The organism is Candidatus Thioglobus autotrophicus, from assembly GCF_001293165.1.
Taxonomy (GTDB): Bacteria; Pseudomonadota; Gammaproteobacteria; order PS1; family Pseudothioglobaceae; genus Thioglobus_A; species Thioglobus_A autotrophicus.
Map to the genome: position 1 here is coordinate 1,442,956 of NZ_CP010552.1, position 16,202 is coordinate 1,459,157.

The following is a 16,202-nucleotide window of genomic DNA, read 5'->3' on the forward strand; positions in this document are numbered from 1 at the left end:
TTTAGGAAAAGACGATGATTAAATTTATCTTAAGCGTTATTATTATTTTGGCCTTGATTGGCGGTGCAGTTCAATTTGTTTCTACACCAGAAAGTTGGGCGCTAGTGGTTAACAAGGAAGTGGCATTAAACAGTATTCAAAATGGCGCTATGATTGTTTTTGAATTTTTTGAAGGTTTGATTGCTGATGCAGACCAGATTAAAGGTGTAGATCTTACGGTTGAAAAGTAGCTTTTAGCTCTGATTTATAACAATGCCTAGCTCTATGCTAGGCATTTTTTTTACACTTTAGACAGTAAGATGCTGCCGTTAGTGCCACCAAAGCCGAATGAATTGGAAATGGCATGATCTATTTTCATTTGACGCGCTTCATTGGCACAATAGTCTAAGTCGCAATCTGGGTCTTGATTGAAAATATTAATGGTAGGTGGCACTACCTGGTCTTTGATGGCGAGCGCTGTAAAGATCGCTTCAATGCCACCTGCAGCACCCAATAAATGACCTGTCATAGATTTGGTAGAGCTCATGACTAAGTTGTAAGCGTGATTACCCAATGCTAGTTTAGCAGCATCAGTTTCCGCTTGATCACCTGCAGGTGTAGACGTGCCGTGTGCATTGATATAATCAATTTGATCGGTGTTGATGCTAGCATTACGCATGGCATTTTTCATACAGCGCGCTGCACCTTCGCCACCTTTTGAAGGTAGGGTCATGTGATAAGCATCACCACTCATGCCGTAGCCTGATACTTCAGCGTATATTTTTGCACCTCGCGCTTTGGCGTGTTCGTATTCTTCAAGCACTACCACACCTGCGCCATCACCCAAAACAAAGCCGTCACGGTCTTTGTCCCAAGGGCGAGAGGCTGTTGCTGGGTCGTCATTGCGAGTAGAGAGGGCACGCGCCGCTGCAAATCCGCCTAAGCCACAATTAGTGGTTGACATTTCAGCACCACCTGCAATCATAACATCAGCATCACCATATTCGATTAAACGTGAAGCATCGCCAATGTTGTGTGTACCGGTTGTACAAGCGGTCACAATGGCAAAATTTGGCCCTTTAAGGCCGTATTTGATAGATAAGTTTCCAGAGATCATGTTAATGATCGAAGAGGGAACAAAGAAAGGAGAGATGCGCTTGGCGCCTTTCTCTCTAAATAAGTCAGCTGTTTTTTCAATTGTGCCTAAGCCGCCAATGCCAGCGCCAATAGCCACGCCAATACGCTCGGAATTTTCATCAGTTACTTCTATACCAGAGTCTTCAAAGGCTTGAATGCCAGCCGCCATACCGTAATGAATAAAGGTATCCATTTTTTTGGCGTCTTTAGGTTTTAAATAATCAGTGATTTCAAAATTTTTAACTGAGCCGCCAAAAGTTACTGACTGACCCTCAGTTTCAATATTGGTTAGAGCGTTGATGCCAGATTTTCCTGCTAGGATATTACTCCAAGATTCTTCAACCGTATTGCCAACGGGTGAAACAATACCCATACCAGTAATTACAACTCTTCTTTTGCTCATAATATCACTTTTTTTAAAAATAAAAAAGGCGCTTAATTCTGTGAAGAAAGCGCCTTATTGCTTAGCAAGCTAAACGGAAATTACAAATTGTTGTTGACGTAGTCAATGGCTTGTTGAACCGTTGTAATGTTTTCTGCTTGATCGTCAGGGATTTCACAGTCAAACTCTTCTTCAAGAGACATAACCAATTCAACAGTGTCTAGAGAATCTGCACCTAAGTCATCAATAAATGAAGCGTTATTATCAATATCACCACTTACGTCTAATTGCTCAGATACAACTTTTTTAACTCTTTCCTCAATGCTCATTTGCTACTTCCTGTTTAGTATAATAAAGTTATTATTTTATCGATTATTGACTACAAAGCAAGACTAAATTGCAAAAAAACTAGATTAGTTTTGATAACGAGTTGGATCTGTGATTTTTGCCTCATAAAAGCCTATTTTTCGATATTCGCAAGCATCGCAAACCCCGCAAGCTTGCCCTTGTTCGTTGGCTTGATAACAGGTAGTGGTGTGTGCATAGTCAACACCAAGCGCTATGCCTTTTTGAATAATTTGAGCTTTGTTGAGATTTATTAATGGGGTTTGTATGTGGATTTTTTGTCCTTCAACGCTTTGTTTGGTGGCTAGATTTGCCATGGTTTCAAACGCATCAATATAGACTTGTCGGCAATCAGGATAGCCGGAATAATCCAGTGCATTAACACCGATAAAAATGTTTTGACAATCAAGCACCTCAGCCCAAGCTAGTGCATAGGACAAGAAAATGGTGTTCCTAGCGGGAACATAGGTAATAGGAATTTTGTCACTTTCTACAAAGTCAGGTACGTCAATATTTTCATCTGTGAGAGCAGATCCACCAATATCTGAGAGTGAAATTTTCATCACTCGATGTTCGGCCGCCTTAAAATGCTTGGCAATGTTACTGGCAGCTTTTAGCTCTGATTTTTGTTTTTGCCCGTAGTCAAAGCTTAGTGCATAACACTCAAATCCTTGTGATTGTGCTATGGCTAGTGTGGTGGTTGAGTCAAGCCCACCAGACAGCAAGACCACTGCCTTTTTTTTAATATTAGACATTGGCTAAATTGCCTTTTTCTTCTAGCCATTTTTTACGATCGGGTGCTCGCTTTTTACTCAAAAGCATATCCATGGTTTGTTCTACTTGTAATGGATTATCAAGGGTTAGCTGAATAAGTCTTCTGGTATCAGGCAGCATAGTGGTTTCGCGCAATTGTGCTGGATTCATCTCTCCCAGCCCTTTAAAGCGCTGTACTTGGATTTTAACGCGTTTATTTTCACTTTCAATTTTTCTAATAATACTATCACGCTCACCATCATCCAAAGCATAATGCACTTGCTTGCCTGCATCGATTCGGTACAAAGGTGGCATGGCAACATAAATATGCCCCTCTTTGACCAATTTTGGAAAATGCTTAACAAATAAGGTGCAGATAAGTGTGGCGATATGTGCGCCGTCAGAGTCAGCATCCGCCAAGATGCAAATTTTTCCATATCTTAAATTGGAGAGGTCTTCGCAGTTGGGTTCCAGTCCAATAGCAACGCTAATATCATGAATTTCATTACTCGCTAGAACCTGTTCTGAATCTACCTCCCAAGTGTTTAGGATTTTTCCTCTCAGGGGTAAGATAGCTTGATATTCTTTGTCTCGTGCTTGTTTGGCAGAGCCGCCCGCAGAGTCTCCTTCAACTAAAAATACTTCAGTTTGAGTTAAGTCGGTGCTCGTACAATCAGAGAGTTTTCCAGGTAGGGCGGGGCCACTTACAATCTTTTTACGAATTATCTTTTTATTGGTTTTAAGGCGTGCCTGGGCATTGCTAATAGCTAATTGGGCAATTTGCTCAGCAATATCTGTATGTTGATTAAGCCACAAACTAAAAGCATCTTTAACAACACTAGAGACAAAGCTGGCGCATTCTCTAGAGGATAGTCTTTCTTTGGTTTGACCTGAAAACTGCGGATCTAAAATTTTAATAGATAATACGTAGGCGATTCGTTGCCAAACATCATCTGGTGTAAGCTTGATATTTTTAGGGATTAAATCTCTAAATTCACAAAATTCCTTCAGGGCATCAGTCAGACCTGAGCGCAATCCATTAACGTGCGTTCCACCATTGATGGTGGGAATAAGATTAACATAACTTTCAGCGACAACATTGGTGTTGTATTGGGTCCAAGCCAGCGAGCAGTTTAACTGCTGCTCGCTAGATTCAAAATTAACCACAAAAGGTTTTTCCGGTAGATTATCAAGCCCATCTAATGCCATTGATAGATAATCTTTTAAGCCTTCTTGATACATCCACTTGTCAGTAGTGTCATCAATTTCATTGTAAAAATTTATCTCTAATCCTGGGCAAAGTACCGCTTTAGAACGTAAATTATGACGTAGTTTGGTGGCTGAAAATTTAACTGTATCAAAAAATTGAGCATCTGGCGTAAATTTAACCTTGGTACCTGTGTTTAGCTTGCCAACTTTCCCAACAACTTCTAACTCGGTTTTTTTAAAGCCATTTGTAAAGCTAATGTGATGCTCTTTGGCGTCGCGTTTAATCCAGATTTCTACCAAAGTGGATAGCGCGTTAACCACCGATATTCCTACTCCATGAAGGCCGCCAGAAAATTGATAAGAATCATTAGAGAATTTACCACCTGCATGGAGCTTAGTCAGAATAACTTCAACACCCGATTGACCTTCGCCCGCATGCATATCAACAGGCATACCTCGACCGTTATCTTCGACAGAAAGAGAGCCATCTTTGTACAATATGACACTAATTTTATTCGCATGCCCGGCAACCGCCTCATCAACACTGTTGTCGATTACTTCTTGTGCAAGGTGGTTTGGACGCTCGGTTTCAGTATACATACCAGGGCGTTTTCTAACAGGCTCTAGCCCAGTTAAAACCTCAATCGAGGAAGAATCGTAATCACTCATATTTACCCAAGAATAGTTTCACCTCTCAAGAAGGTGTTAGACAGAATGCCAAGTATCATACCAAAAAAAGCCCCGTAAAAACGAGGCTTTTTGTCATCAATTGCGCAATAAAAAACGCAGTAGATTTTTACTACATCATACCACCCATGCCACCCATATCTGGTGCAGCTGGCGCACCACCTTCTTGAGGAATATCGGTAATCATAGCTTCTGTGGTAATCATTAATCCAGAGATACTTGATGCATGTTGTAGGGCTGCGCGTGTTACTTTAGTTGGGTCTAAGATACCCATTTCAAGCATATCACCGTAAGTTTCATTACCGGCGTTATAGCCATAATTTCCTTCACCATTAGCAACATTATTAAGCACAACAGAAGCTTCGCCACCACCATTAGAGACGATTTGACGTAATGGCGCTTCCATAGCACGCATTAGGATTTGGATGCCAATATCTTGGTCGTGATTGTCACCTTTTAAATCAGTCATGGCGCTAATTGCACGAACTAAAGCAACACCACCACCCGGTACAACGCCTTCTTCAACTGCTGCACGAGTCGCATGTAGTGCATCATCAACACGGTCTTTCTTTTCTTTCATTTCTACTTCAGTCGCAGCACCTACTTGAATCACCGCAACACCGCCAGATAATTTAGCCAAACGCTCCATTAATTTCTCTTGATCGTATTCAGAAGTTGTCGTTTCGACCTGTGCTTTAATTTGGGCAACACGGCCATTAATAGCTTCTTTTGCACCTGCGCCATCAACAACAACTGTTTCATCTTTACCGACTTCAATGCGCTTAGCGCCACCTAGTTGTAATTCTGTTACACCTTCGAGTGATAAACCAATTTCTTCAGCAATAACTTCACCACCTGTTAGGATCGCCAAGTCCTGTAAGATTGCCTTACGACGAGCGCCAAAACCAGGTGCTTTAACAGCAGCTACTTTTACAATGCCGCGCATATTGTTCACGACTAGAGTAGCAAGCGCTTCGCCCTCAATATCTTCAGCGATAATTAATAAAGGTCTGCCAGATTTTTGCGCGATTTCTAATGTCGGCAATAAATCACGAATATTGGAGATTTTTGCATCATGCAATAAAACCAGTGGATTGTCTAAATCAGCAGTCATAGCGTCCTGATTGTTAACAAAGTATGGTGATAAATAGCCACGATCAAACTGCATACCTTCAACCACTTCTAGTGCATTATCAAAACCTGAGCCTTCTTCCACAGTAATAACACCTGCTTGTCCAACACGCTCCATAGCTTCAGCAATAATATCACCAACAGAGTTATCTGAGTTAGCTGAAATTGTACCAACTTGGGCAATCGCCTTAGTGTCGTTACAAGGTTGAGATAGTTCACGTAGTGCATTAACAGCAGCTTCTGTTGCCTTATCAATGCCGCGCTTAAGATCCATAGGGTTCATGCCTGCAGCAACAGATTTAACACCTTCTACTACTAGTGCTTGTGCAAGTACTGTTGCAGTTGTTGTGCCATCACCGGCAATATCATTGGTTTTAGAGGCGACCTCTTTAACCATTTGTGCACCCATGTTTTCAAATTTATTTTCTAGTTCAATTTCTTGAGCAACAGAAACGCCATCTTTAGTGATGTGTGGTGAGCCAAATGAGCGATCAATAACAACATTTCTACCTTTTGGTCCTAACGTAACCTTAACTGCGTTTGCTAACATGTTAACGCCGTCTAGCATTAGATTTCTAGCATCTGAGCCAAATTTAATATCCTTTCCTGACATAATTCCTTCTCCTTTAATCGATGATTGCTACAATGTCATCTTCGCGCATTACTAGCAAAGATTCACCATTTGACTTAATTTCTGTGCCTGCAAATTGGCCAAATATTACCGTATCTCCAACTGCCACATCTAACTTAACAACCGTTCCGTTGTCAGCTGTTTTACCTTTGCCGATAGCAAGAATTTCACCTTGAGAAGGTTTTTCGGTGGCTGAATCTGGAATGATTAGGCCACTTGCTGTTGTTTTTTCTTCTTCTATTCTACGAACAATCACGCGATCGTGAAGGGGACGAATGTTCATTTTTTCTCCTAATTAATAAACGATAAATTTAAAACCAATGCTTAACTAAACAGAAGACTCTTCTAAAGTTAATTTAAGCTTTTGCATGGCTTTGTTTTCAAGTTGGCGAACTCTTTCTGCAGAAACACCGTACTTGTCTGCTAGAGTATGTAGGGTTGTTTTTTCTTCTTTCAAGTATCTAGATTGTAAAATATCCAAACTTCTTTCATCTAGTGAAGAAAGCGCTTTGTAAAGTTGCTGTTGTTGGTTTTTTTGAGAGTCGTCAATTAATAATAACTGCTCTGGCGTTTGTGTATTTTCGCCTGTAAGGTATTGCTCTGGCGCATGCGAATCTTCATCGTCAGAATTTTCAAAAGCGACATCGTTAAACTGCAAGCGCGATTCCATTTCTAATACATCTTTACGTCTAACACCTAAGTCTTGGGCGATCTGATCAGCTTGATCGCTATTAAGAGACTGGTATATTTTTGACTTGGCTTGCTTTAATTTGAAAAACAATTTGCGTTGGGCTTTGGTGGTAGCCACTTTGACAATTTTCCAATTTTTGAAAATGAACTCATGAATTTCGGCGCGAATCCAGTACACTGCAAACGAGGCTAAGCGTACGTTTTTATGTGGATTAAAGCGCTTAACAGCTTTCATTAAACCGATCGTACCTTCTTGTATTAGGTCTGCTTGCTCAAGTCCATAACCTTTATAGCCATGTGCAATAAAAGCCACAAAACGCATATGTGACAACACTAATTGCCTTGCAGCGCCCAAATCGTGATTTTCGTATAGTTTAATAGCCAACTCGTGTTCTTGCTCGGGCGTGAGTATGGGCGGGTATTTTTGAACACCTAAAGCACTGGTGGTGTTAGATATTGGTAGGGCGAACTCTGAACTCATTACAAAAGTTAATATAATTAAGGATTAATATTATAGGTTAAATCAATGAGTTAAGCAAGGATTGATGGCTTAATACTTGCTGAGAGAGTTGTAGTCGTTGGGCGTGAATTATTTGGGATAAATCCTCTAAAGCCACTTCAAAATCATCATTAATCACCAGGTAGTCAAATTCATTGTAATGCTGCATTTCACTCACTGCATCTTGCATGCGTCTATCAACAATCGTTTTGTCATCCTGGCCTCGATCGGTTAAGCGCTCGCGTAGGGCCGCTTCAGAAGGTGGCAAAATAAAAATACCAATTGCATCATCGAAAGTTGCTTTGACTTGTCTTGCACCTTGCCAATCGATTTCTAAAATTACATCCGTGCCTGAATCTAACAAATCTTTGACGGTTTGCTTGGCACTGCCATAATAATTATCAAATACTTGAGCAGACTCAATAAAGCCATCATCTTGGTTGATTTGATCAAATTCTTGTTGAGAAACGAAAAAATAATTTTTACCGTGTTCTTCACCAGGGCGAGCAGTACGTGTTGTATGAGAAACAGAGACGCATAAATTTTCAGTTTTTTCAATCAGTGCTTTGACTAAAGAAGTTTTTCCACAGCCTGAAGGTGCAGCAACAATAAATAAATTAGCCATTACGTCTCAGGGGTGTAGCCTTGTACATCGTCAGCACCTTCTTCGGAAAAGAAAAATTTATCCATCTGTTCTTTGAGATATTTTTGCGCATTAGGATCCATCATGCTTAAATTATTCTCATTAATCACCATGGTTTGGTGCTCAAGCCATTGCTGCCAGCCTTGCTTTGACACATTAGCTAAAATTCTTTGCCCTAGTTCACCTGGATAAGGTGCGCGATCTAGCGCTTCAAGTTCTTGATTGAGTTTGACACAATGTACGGTATTCATAATTTTTTCATCCTGACGCCTAATATTCTTAGACTTAAAAAATAAACGAACGCTGATAAGCAAACAGTTGTAATAAGCGCCGTTACTCTAGAAAATGCATCTGCATCAATATAGGCACCCAATGTTTGATCAAAGTTCAAAATAAAGAGCACCATTATAAAGCTTGCCATTAAAACTTTAAAAAGCATTTTGACTAATTCTTGAGAAAAAGTAAAAATTGATTGTTTTTTTAAATAATAATACAAAATTGCGCCATTGATCAGGGCAGAAATAGAGGTGGCAATTGCCAGGCCAACATGATCAAAATAATAGCCAAGAATAGCATTTAAAAATACATTGGAAAGCATGGCCACAACACCAGCTTTAACAGGCGTTGTAGTGTCACCTCTAGCGAGAAAAACTGGCGCCAAAACCTTAACCATAATAAAAGCCATTAAGCCCGATCCATAGGCCATCAAGCTTAAAGAAGATTGGTGTGCAGCAAATACACTAAATTTATCATATTGAAATAGAGTAATCATCAAAGACTCTGCCAGCAGAACTAATCCTGCGCAAGCGGGCAGACCCAAAATTAGACCAATTTTCAAAGCATAATCAATAGTTCGAGTAAATTTCTGAGTGTCTTTGTTGGCATAGTGCTTGCTAAGCTTGGCTAGTGCAACAGTTGCTAGGGCGATGCCAATAAGTGCTAAAGGGAGTTCTAACAATCGATCAGAATAATACAACCAAGAAACACTACCACTTATCAGCATTGAGGCAATCATGGTATCAATTAGCAAGTTGATTTGAGAGACAGATACCCCAAATAAAGCCGGTAACATGCGTTTTTTAAGTTTTTTAACGGCCTGATGATCGCCTTTGGCAAGTTTGGGTAATTTTTGAATTTTAATCAGAAAAGGAATTTGAAACAGGAGTTGTAATACGCCACCAATTAGTACACCCCAGGCCAATGCCATAATCGGCTCGGCTAAGTATTGTGACAAGTAAACACTTGATAAGATCATCGAGACATTGAGCAGTACTGGGGTAAAGGCAGGCACAGCAAATTGGTCATAGGTGTTGAGAATACTGCCTGAAAAAGCCGTTAGAGAAATCAGCAATAGATAGGGAAAGGTAATGCGAAGCATATCTGATGCAAGATTAAATTTAGTCAGGTCTGACTCAAAGTAAAAACCCCAGGCAAACATAAAGATAATCACTGGCGCTGCGATAACAGCCACTAGGGTAATAATGATTAAAACCTTTAGAAATTTTGTACCAATATGGTTAATGATATTTTGAACTTCTGCTTGCGTTTCATTGGCTTTTGCTTCAGCCAAGATAGGAATAAAAGCTTGAGAAAAGGCGCCTTCACCAAAGAGTCTTCTTAAGAAATTAGGAATACGAAAAGCCACCAAAAAAGCATCGGTTAGCCCATTGGCACCAAAATATTTAGCAATAAAAAAATCGCGTATAAGACCTAAAATACGCGACAAAAAAGTCATGCCAGTGACGATACTGCTTGACTTTAAAAAAGATTTATCCATTAATAGCAGGAATAGATTTATTCCTCGACAGGGCCACGCATAATACCCACTTTTGAGCCTCGAATACAGTTTACAAACTGCATAACTTCAGGGCTGTCAGATTCTGATTCTTCTAACTCTTTGAGCATTTGATCCAGTAATCGACCTGTTGACTCTCGATAAACCACTTTAAAAGCGCGCTTAATAGAGGCAATTGAGCTAGATGAAAACCCGCGACGACGCATACCTTCAGCATTAATACTACGCACTCGAGTTTGAGTGCCTGAAGCCACCATATAGGCCGGGATGTCTTTATTAACATGACAACCCATGCCGATATAAGTATGAATGCCAATCATGCAGAATTGCTTAACCAGCGTAAAGCCACCCAAAATTGCCCAATCATGAACCCTAACGTGACCTGCTAGCGAGGCATTGTTAGACATAATAACATGGTCGCCAATCTGGCAATCATGAGCAATATGAACATAGGCCATCAGCATATTATTGGAGCCAACTCGGGTCAGTGATTTTTCTTTTTCAGTACCACGATTGATTGTGCAAAATTCACGAATTAAATTTTCATCACCAATGACAAGATTAGATTCTTGTCCTTCTTCATAGGTAATATCTTGAGGGTCGCCACCAATGGAGGCAAAAGAGTAAATGTGATTATTTTTACCAATTTTGGTAGGGCCTTGAATAACGGCGTGAGACTCGACAATAGTACCAGCACCAATCTCTACATTAGCACCAATAACGGCATAAGCGCAAATTTCTGCATCTTTATGAACTTTCGCACTTGGATCTATAATTGCACTTGGATCTATAGCCACAGGATTCTCCTCAAGAATTTTGTTTGTTAATCAGCTGCCTTTTGCGTACACATGAGTTCAGCGGTTGTCACAACCTTACCATCAACAGTTGCCTGACATTTAAACTTCCATATACCACGCTTAACAGTTAGCACTTCCACCTCTAGACGCAGTTGATCTCCAGGCTCAACCATACGCTTAAAGCGTACTTTGTCGATACCCACTAACATATAAATTTGACCATCAATCGGCTTGCCAACTTCTGATTTAAAGGCCAAAATTCCTGTTGCCTGGGCTAATGCTTCAACAATCATCACACCCGGCATAATAGGTTGAGAAGGGAAGTGGCCTGTAAATTGTGGCTCATTGAAAGTAACATTTTTCAGTGCAACCAGTGATTTTCCCACTTCAATCTCAAGCACTCGATCAATTAGTAAAAATGGATAGCGATGGGGTAGGTAGTTTTTAACATCTTGAATATTCATTTCCATAATTATTTTCCTTTTAAATGGGTAAGCTTGATATTTAAATATTGAGTGATTTTATCAAGTTTTGTTAACCAAACACCAACAATCTGCCATTTTTTATGAGGCATTAGTGGCATAATTCCTGTGTACACGCCAGATATTGTGATATTTTTATCAACCGTACTTTTGGCATTCACAACGACATCGTCACAAATATTCAGATGGCCAACAACACCAACCATGCCGCCAATCATACAGCGTTTTCCAATGCGCGTACTGCCAGCGATACCTGTACAAGCCGCAATTGCTGTATCCTCGCCAATGGTTACATTGTGAGCAATATGCACTAAGTTATCGAGTCGCACACCCCGATTAATGTATGTATTTTCCAAAGTGCCACGATCAATTGCAGTATTGGCGCCAATATTTACATCATCTCCAATCACGACATTGCCAAGATGTGCAATTGAATGCCAGCGTTTATACTTATCTCTAGCATTGCCAAAGCCTTCTGAGCCGATCACAGCGCCAGATTCGACAACGACATTGTTACCAATAATAGTGCCTTGAAGAATGCTAATATTTGAGCCGATTGTGCAATTAGCGCCAATTGTTGTGTTGTCTTCAATAACCGTATTAGCGCCAATCGTTGTATCAGTACCAATACTTACTTGTTTTCCAATGCAGCAGTTTGGTGCTACGGTGGCGTTATTTGTATTGGCACTGGCGTGAATGCCATTAGTGTGTGTGACTTTATGTTTGAATAAATGAGTTATTTGCGCAAAAGCCAAATATACATCGTCAACAATAAGAGCGTTAGTGTTGCAAAATTTTTGCAAGGATTTGCTAATAATAACCGCACTTGCCTGGGTGCTTGATAATTGTTCTCGATATTTTTCACTGACCACGTAGCTGAGTTGGTCAGATTTTGCACAATCAATACTGGCCAGACTGGTTATTTTTAGCTCGCCATCGCCAACTAATTCAGCATTAACAAGTTTGGCAATCTCCCCTAGTGTATGCATATTATCCTAATACAGTATTTTTAAAAGCTGGTACCCAGTGTAAATTCAATGGTCTTAGTTTGGTCAGTAGATTTTTCAATTAATGGCTTGGCAGCGTAAATACCCAATGGCCCAACAGGTGTAAGCCATGAGAAAGCAACACCCGTTGACATACGCACTTCGTCAAGACTGACATTGGAGGCTTTTTCTTGAACTGCACCTGCATCAATAAAGGCACTCATGCGCATGTTTTTACTGTCATTGATAAACTTCATTGGCGAGATAACCGAAGTACCTGCCAAAAGTGATAACTCACCACCTTTAGCAATTGTAGTTCCCGTATATGTGGCACCTAAAGAGTTAAAATCAAAGCCTCTTACTGAGGATGAGCCACCTCCATAGTAGCGCTTAAAGAAAGGTAGTTCTTTATCACCATAGCCTTGTGCCAAACCTAAGCTACCATTTACTTTCCAAGTTAAATCATTACCAAGTGGATAATAACTCTTGTGAGAAGCATCAAGTTTGTAATATTGGAAATCTGCAATTGGTAAGGTTAGGTCAAAACTTAAGTTATTTTTACTACCTTCAGTTGGGTAGTTAAAATTATCCAGTGTGTTGTTTGACCAATTAAGATTGGTTTTAACTTCGGTTTTATCATTACTCGCACATTGTGTAGGCTCATAGGTGCTAAGCATAGTAGTGCCACAAGTAATATCACGACTTGAAACTCTGACATCAGCGCCAATACGTGTTTCTTTGGTAATTGGAATGCCGTAACCTAGGCTAAAACCATTTTCATCAATTTTGTATGAAGCGACATCAAGCGCTGTACCATCCAAAGATTTGGTAAAAATACCATAACTAATCGAATGACCATCTTCGGTAAAGTACGGATCAGAGAAATAAAAACTCATTTCTTGTACCGCTGTAGAGTTTGAAAAAGCCGCGTTAAGGGTGTTACCTGTCCCTAGGAAGTTATTCTCCTTAACACCCATATTAAATGAGGCGCCTGAGCTGTTTGAATGGGATAAGCCAATAGAAAAAGTACCGGTTTTAGTCTCTTCAACATTAAAGTGCAGGTTAATCTTATCATTAAATCCTGTTAGCTTTGATACCTCCATTTTTACATCAGAGAAATAACCTAAGCGCTTAATTTTTTTGATCGATTCGTCCAGCTCAGTATTGGAGTATAGGCCACCTTCATTAATGCCAATTTCACGACGAATAACTTCATCTTGAGTTCGGGTGTTACCAACAATGGTGATACGATTAATATAGACTTTTTTATTAAGCGCAATGTTAATCTCTAGGTCGATCACGTGAGACTCTGTATTTTCTTTAGTAATGGGATCAACTTTAGCGAAAGCATAGCCTTGATCGGCAAAAATGTCGGTAATCGCCTGGATGCTTTCAATTACTTTTTTACGTTTAAACACGTCGTTGGTGTTAATGGTTAGCAACTCTTTTAGCTCTTTAATAGATTGATTGAGTAGGTCACCTGTAAAGCTGATAGTGCCGAGCTTATATTCAGCACCTTCACTAATTTGAATATCAATATCAATATTTTCTTTATTAGCTGATAGTTCGGTTGCAATTTTGATGACTTTAAAATCAAGATAGCCTGCATTGATATAAAGGGACTTCATTGCTTCAATACCCGCATCTAGCGCTACTTTTGAGTAGTGATCTTTTTCAGTGAAATAATTCATAATGAGAAAATCAGCCTCGCCAATCTCAAATAAATCTAGCAGGTCATCTTCATCATGTACCTTGCCACCACTGATTTTCATGGTGTTGATTCTAGCCACTTCGCCTTCATAAACATCCAGTTCGATACCAACACGATTTTGAGCGTCAGTCTCGATTTTTTTACTGATTTTAATGCCGTAATAACCTTTGGAAATATAAGAAGCTTCTAGTTGGTCAATAAGCTTATCGAGTTGACGTTTGTTAAAAATCTTTCCCTGGGAAAGATCCATATTTTTAAGAATTTGAGTTAATCTTTCTTCATCAATTACTTTGTCTGAATAATTTAGAACATCAACATATTTAATATGCGGATTTTCTTGCAGGTTGATTTTTAAGATACTGTCTTGTTGTGAAACTTCAATATCTTTAAAGAAATTGGTTTTGTATAAATCTCGAATAATTTGACCAGAAACTTGATTGTTGTAGTCGTCACCCGTTTCAACAGGTAAGTAGCTCAAAACGGTTCCTCTAGAGATGGAGTTTAAGCCAAGTATTTCAATGCTTTTAATGGGTTCAGCAAGTGCAATAGAAGAACTAACAATACTAGTAGAGACTAATAATTTGAGTAACGATTTTTTCATAGAATTCATAAGATTATAATAAACGTATCAGGTCATTATACAGCGCAACAAACGTTAATGACAAAATAACAAACAGACCTAATTTAGCAAAAGTTTGCTGCACCCATTCACTCACAGGTGAGCCTTTGATAATTTCAACCACATAGAAGAACAAATGTCCGCCGTCAAGTAGAGGAATGGGTAGTAAATTTAACAGGCCAAGGCCAATGCTAATAAGTGCTAAAAAAGATAAAAACGGCACTAAGCCAACTTCTGCACTTTTTCCTGCGTAGCTGGCAATGCTAACTGGACCACTAATTTGATCAATTGAAGCTTCTCCAATAATCATTTTTTTGATCATTTTTAGATTGAGTAGTGTCAATTGATAAACCTTTTCTCCTGCAGAGACAAAGGCATCAATAGGCTGCTTCTTAATCAATACTTGCCAGTCTTTTAGGTGGTCTTTAGGTATCGCTACACTTACCCCGACCTTGGGTGTATCGCCTACTAATTCTGGTATTAAGGTGAGCGTTAAAGTGGTATTGTTGCGCTTAATTAATAGCTTAATCGGCCTAATCGGCTTGGCTTGTATCTGCACAACAAACTCTTGCCAAGAGTTGATGACTTGGTCATCAACACTAAGCACTTTATCATTTGGCTGTAGGCCAGCTTTGCTAGCAGCAGAGCCAGGCATAACTGTTTCAATAGTGGCAGACAGCTTAGGCATGGCAAACTTAAACCCTAAATATTGGTCTAATCCTTGTTCAGGATTGGCTAAAAAATCACCGGTTAAATTAAGAGTGGTTGTTTTAAGATTTGCATGTTTAGAGCGCACTTGAAGTGTTAAAGGTTGAGCTTCATCTGCTTGAATAAACTGATTAGAAAACTCACTGATACTTGGTGTGGGATTGTTATTAATACTAAGTAATTCATCACCAGCTTGTAAGCCTGCTTGTGCAAAAAATCCTGATTTTGTAACTGAGTCAACTACCGGTTTAATGCCGTTAACACCAATAATAAAGATAACAGCATAAAGAATAATGGCCAACATGAAATTAGAAATTGGACCTGCCGCCACAATGGCAAAACGCTTATAGACAGACTGCCTGTTAAAAGCTCGGTGTTTTTCTTTATCAGCAACCTGTGCTTCGCCTTCATCCAACATTTTGACGTAGCCGCCCAAAGGAATGGCGCACAGGGTAAATTCTGTTTCACCTCGTTTGAAAGATTTAATCACTTTTCCAAAACCAACAGAAAATCTTAAAATTTTGACATTGAATTTTTTGGCTACCCAGTAATGACCATATTCATGGATGGTAACCAAAATACCAATGGTTACAGCGAACGATAAAAGGGCGGTTAAAAAACCCATATAAATTACAGTTGTGAGTGCGCGTGCCCTGCATCTTTAAGGCGATTTAAGTAAGTTGCCCATAAAGATTTTTGATCAGTTGCGAGTTTATGTAAATGTGTCCATGAATAAATACCACTATCGTGTCCGTCACTAAAAAACAAGATGATTGCATAATTGCCAGTAGGCTCAATGCGCTCAATGGTGACATTTTCCTTGTCAAGTTGCAAGGTTTCCTGGCCAGGGCCGTGGCCAACCACTTCTGCTGAAGGCGAATAAACTCTTAAAAATTCAGTGCTTAATGGATATTCAACACCATCAAAAGTCAGGGTTAAAAGATTCTTGTCTTTATTTAAAGTGATATTGCTTGGTGGCTGCATGATTTTCCTTGTGGCTAAATATAGGCGATATTTT

General features: G+C 39.6%; 17 protein-coding genes. 1 reads left to right on the plus strand and 16 read right to left on the minus strand.

What is annotated here, in order from left to right; translation table 11 throughout:
• Positions 1-14 precede the first annotated feature (14 nt).
• A complete protein-coding gene (locus SP60_RS07840; RefSeq protein WP_053952099.1) occupies positions 15-230 on the plus strand; it encodes a hypothetical protein in 216 nt (71 codons plus the stop codon).
• Between the two features lie 50 nt (positions 231-280).
• Here SP60_RS07840 and fabF read toward each other — a convergent pair whose 3' ends face one another.
• The 16 genes from fabF to SP60_RS07920 form a co-directional block, all read right to left on the minus strand.
• Complete coding sequence (gene fabF, locus SP60_RS07845; RefSeq protein ID WP_053952100.1) at positions 281-1,519, minus strand: beta-ketoacyl-ACP synthase II; 1,239 nt, start codon at positions 1,517-1,519, stop codon at positions 281-283.
• Positions 1,520-1,599: 80 nt separating this feature from the next.
• Positions 1,600-1,827 carry an acyl carrier protein gene (gene acpP, locus SP60_RS07850; protein ID WP_053952101.1) on the minus strand — a complete coding sequence of 76 codons (228 nt, stop codon included), beginning with the start codon at positions 1,825-1,827 and terminating at the stop codon, positions 1,600-1,602.
• An 84-nt stretch (positions 1,828-1,911) separates the two neighbouring features.
• Positions 1,912-2,598 carry a 7-cyano-7-deazaguanine synthase QueC gene (queC, locus tag SP60_RS07855; protein WP_053952102.1) on the minus strand — a complete coding sequence of 229 codons (687 nt, stop codon included), beginning with the start codon at positions 2,596-2,598 and terminating at the stop codon, positions 1,912-1,914.
• Complete coding sequence (gene parE, locus SP60_RS07860; protein WP_053952103.1) at positions 2,591-4,474, minus strand: DNA topoisomerase IV subunit B; 1,884 nt, start codon at positions 4,472-4,474, stop codon at positions 2,591-2,593. Before parE ends, queC begins: the two co-directional genes overlap by 8 nt.
• 130 nt (positions 4,475-4,604) lie before the next feature.
• Complete coding sequence (gene groL / locus SP60_RS07865; RefSeq protein WP_053952104.1) at positions 4,605-6,236, minus strand: chaperonin GroEL; 1,632 nt, start codon at positions 6,234-6,236, stop codon at positions 4,605-4,607.
• Positions 6,237-6,249: 13 nt separating this feature from the next.
• Positions 6,250-6,537, minus strand: coding sequence for a co-chaperone GroES (locus SP60_RS07870; protein ID WP_053952105.1), 288 nt, complete (start codon positions 6,535-6,537; stop codon positions 6,250-6,252).
• A 45-nt stretch (positions 6,538-6,582) separates the two neighbouring features.
• Entirely contained in the window at positions 6,583-7,425 is an 843-nt protein-coding gene (rpoH, locus tag SP60_RS07875; RefSeq protein ID WP_053952106.1) for an RNA polymerase sigma factor RpoH, read from the minus strand.
• Between the two features lie 37 nt (positions 7,426-7,462).
• Positions 7,463-8,068, minus strand: coding sequence for a guanylate kinase (gene gmk / locus SP60_RS07880; RefSeq protein WP_053952107.1), 606 nt, complete (start codon positions 8,066-8,068; stop codon positions 7,463-7,465).
• Positions 8,068-8,337 (minus strand): oxidative damage protection protein, encoded by a 270-nt coding sequence (locus tag SP60_RS07885; protein WP_053952108.1) that lies wholly within the window; start codon positions 8,335-8,337, stop codon positions 8,068-8,070. Before SP60_RS07885 ends, gmk begins: the two co-directional genes overlap by 1 nt.
• Positions 8,334-9,863, minus strand: a complete 1,530-nt coding sequence (gene murJ / locus SP60_RS07890; RefSeq protein WP_053952109.1) for a murein biosynthesis integral membrane protein MurJ — start codon at positions 9,861-9,863, stop codon at positions 8,334-8,336. The genes SP60_RS07885 and murJ overlap by 4 nt, the downstream gene beginning before the upstream one ends.
• A 17-nt stretch (positions 9,864-9,880) precedes the next feature.
• Positions 9,881-10,678 (minus strand): acyl-ACP--UDP-N-acetylglucosamine O-acyltransferase, encoded by a 798-nt coding sequence (gene lpxA, locus SP60_RS07895; protein WP_053952110.1) that lies wholly within the window; start codon positions 10,676-10,678, stop codon positions 9,881-9,883.
• Positions 10,679-10,704: 26 nt separating this feature from the next.
• On the minus strand, positions 10,705-11,148 hold the full coding sequence (gene fabZ / locus SP60_RS07900) for a 3-hydroxyacyl-ACP dehydratase FabZ (protein ID WP_053952111.1): 444 nt from the start codon (positions 11,146-11,148) through the stop codon (positions 10,705-10,707).
• 2 nt (positions 11,149-11,150) lie between these two features.
• Complete coding sequence (gene lpxD, locus SP60_RS07905; RefSeq protein ID WP_053952112.1) at positions 11,151-12,149, minus strand: UDP-3-O-(3-hydroxymyristoyl)glucosamine N-acyltransferase; 999 nt, start codon at positions 12,147-12,149, stop codon at positions 11,151-11,153.
• Positions 12,150-12,169: 20 nt separating this feature from the next.
• Positions 12,170-14,467, minus strand: coding sequence for an outer membrane protein assembly factor BamA (gene bamA / locus SP60_RS07910; RefSeq protein WP_233487262.1), 2,298 nt, complete (start codon positions 14,465-14,467; stop codon positions 12,170-12,172).
• Positions 14,468-14,471: 4 nt separating this feature from the next.
• Positions 14,472-15,809: an RIP metalloprotease RseP gene (rseP, locus tag SP60_RS07915; protein WP_053952113.1), complete on the minus strand. Its 1,338-nt coding sequence runs from the start codon at positions 15,807-15,809 to the stop codon at positions 14,472-14,474.
• A gap of 5 nt (positions 15,810-15,814) precedes the next feature.
• Entirely contained in the window at positions 15,815-16,168 is a 354-nt protein-coding gene (locus SP60_RS07920) for a gamma-butyrobetaine hydroxylase family protein (protein ID WP_053952114.1), read from the minus strand.
• Positions 16,169-16,202: the final 34 nt, after the last annotated feature.

Coding starts and splice junctions, on each gene's coding strand:
- rseP (WP_053952113.1), bottom strand. CDS start 15,809: ATGGGTTTTTTAACCGCCCTTTTATCGTTCGCTGTAACCATTGGTATT.
- SP60_RS07870 (WP_053952105.1), bottom strand. CDS start 6,537: ATGAACATTCGTCCCCTTCACGATCGCGTGATTGTTCGTAGAATAGAA.
- rpoH (WP_053952106.1), bottom strand. CDS start 7,425: ATGAGTTCAGAGTTCGCCCTACCAATATCTAACACCACCAGTGCTTTA.
- lpxD (WP_053952112.1), bottom strand. CDS start 12,149: ATGCATACACTAGGGGAGATTGCCAAACTTGTTAATGCTGAATTAGTT.
- gmk (WP_053952107.1), bottom strand. CDS start 8,068: ATGGCTAATTTATTTATTGTTGCTGCACCTTCAGGCTGTGGAAAAACT.
- groL (WP_053952104.1), bottom strand. CDS start 6,236: ATGTCAGGAAAGGATATTAAATTTGGCTCAGATGCTAGAAATCTAATG.
- queC (WP_053952102.1), bottom strand. CDS start 2,598: ATGTCTAATATTAAAAAAAAGGCAGTGGTCTTGCTGTCTGGTGGGCTT.
- parE (WP_053952103.1), bottom strand. CDS start 4,474: ATGAGTGATTACGATTCTTCCTCGATTGAGGTTTTAACTGGGCTAGAG.
- SP60_RS07885 (WP_053952108.1), bottom strand. CDS start 8,337: ATGAATACCGTACATTGTGTCAAACTCAATCAAGAACTTGAAGCGCTA.
- fabZ (WP_053952111.1), bottom strand. CDS start 11,148: ATGGAAATGAATATTCAAGATGTTAAAAACTACCTACCCCATCGCTAT.
- SP60_RS07840 (WP_053952099.1), top strand. CDS start 15: ATGATTAAATTTATCTTAAGCGTTATTATTATTTTGGCCTTGATTGGC.
- murJ (WP_053952109.1), bottom strand. CDS start 9,863: ATGGATAAATCTTTTTTAAAGTCAAGCAGTATCGTCACTGGCATGACT.
- acpP (WP_053952101.1), bottom strand. CDS start 1,827: ATGAGCATTGAGGAAAGAGTTAAAAAAGTTGTATCTGAGCAATTAGAC.
- SP60_RS07920 (WP_053952114.1), bottom strand. CDS start 16,168: ATGCAGCCACCAAGCAATATCACTTTAAATAAAGACAAGAATCTTTTA.
- bamA (WP_233487262.1), bottom strand. CDS start 14,467: ATGAATTCTATGAAAAAATCGTTACTCAAATTATTAGTCTCTACTAGT.
- fabF (WP_053952100.1), bottom strand. CDS start 1,519: ATGAGCAAAAGAAGAGTTGTAATTACTGGTATGGGTATTGTTTCACCC.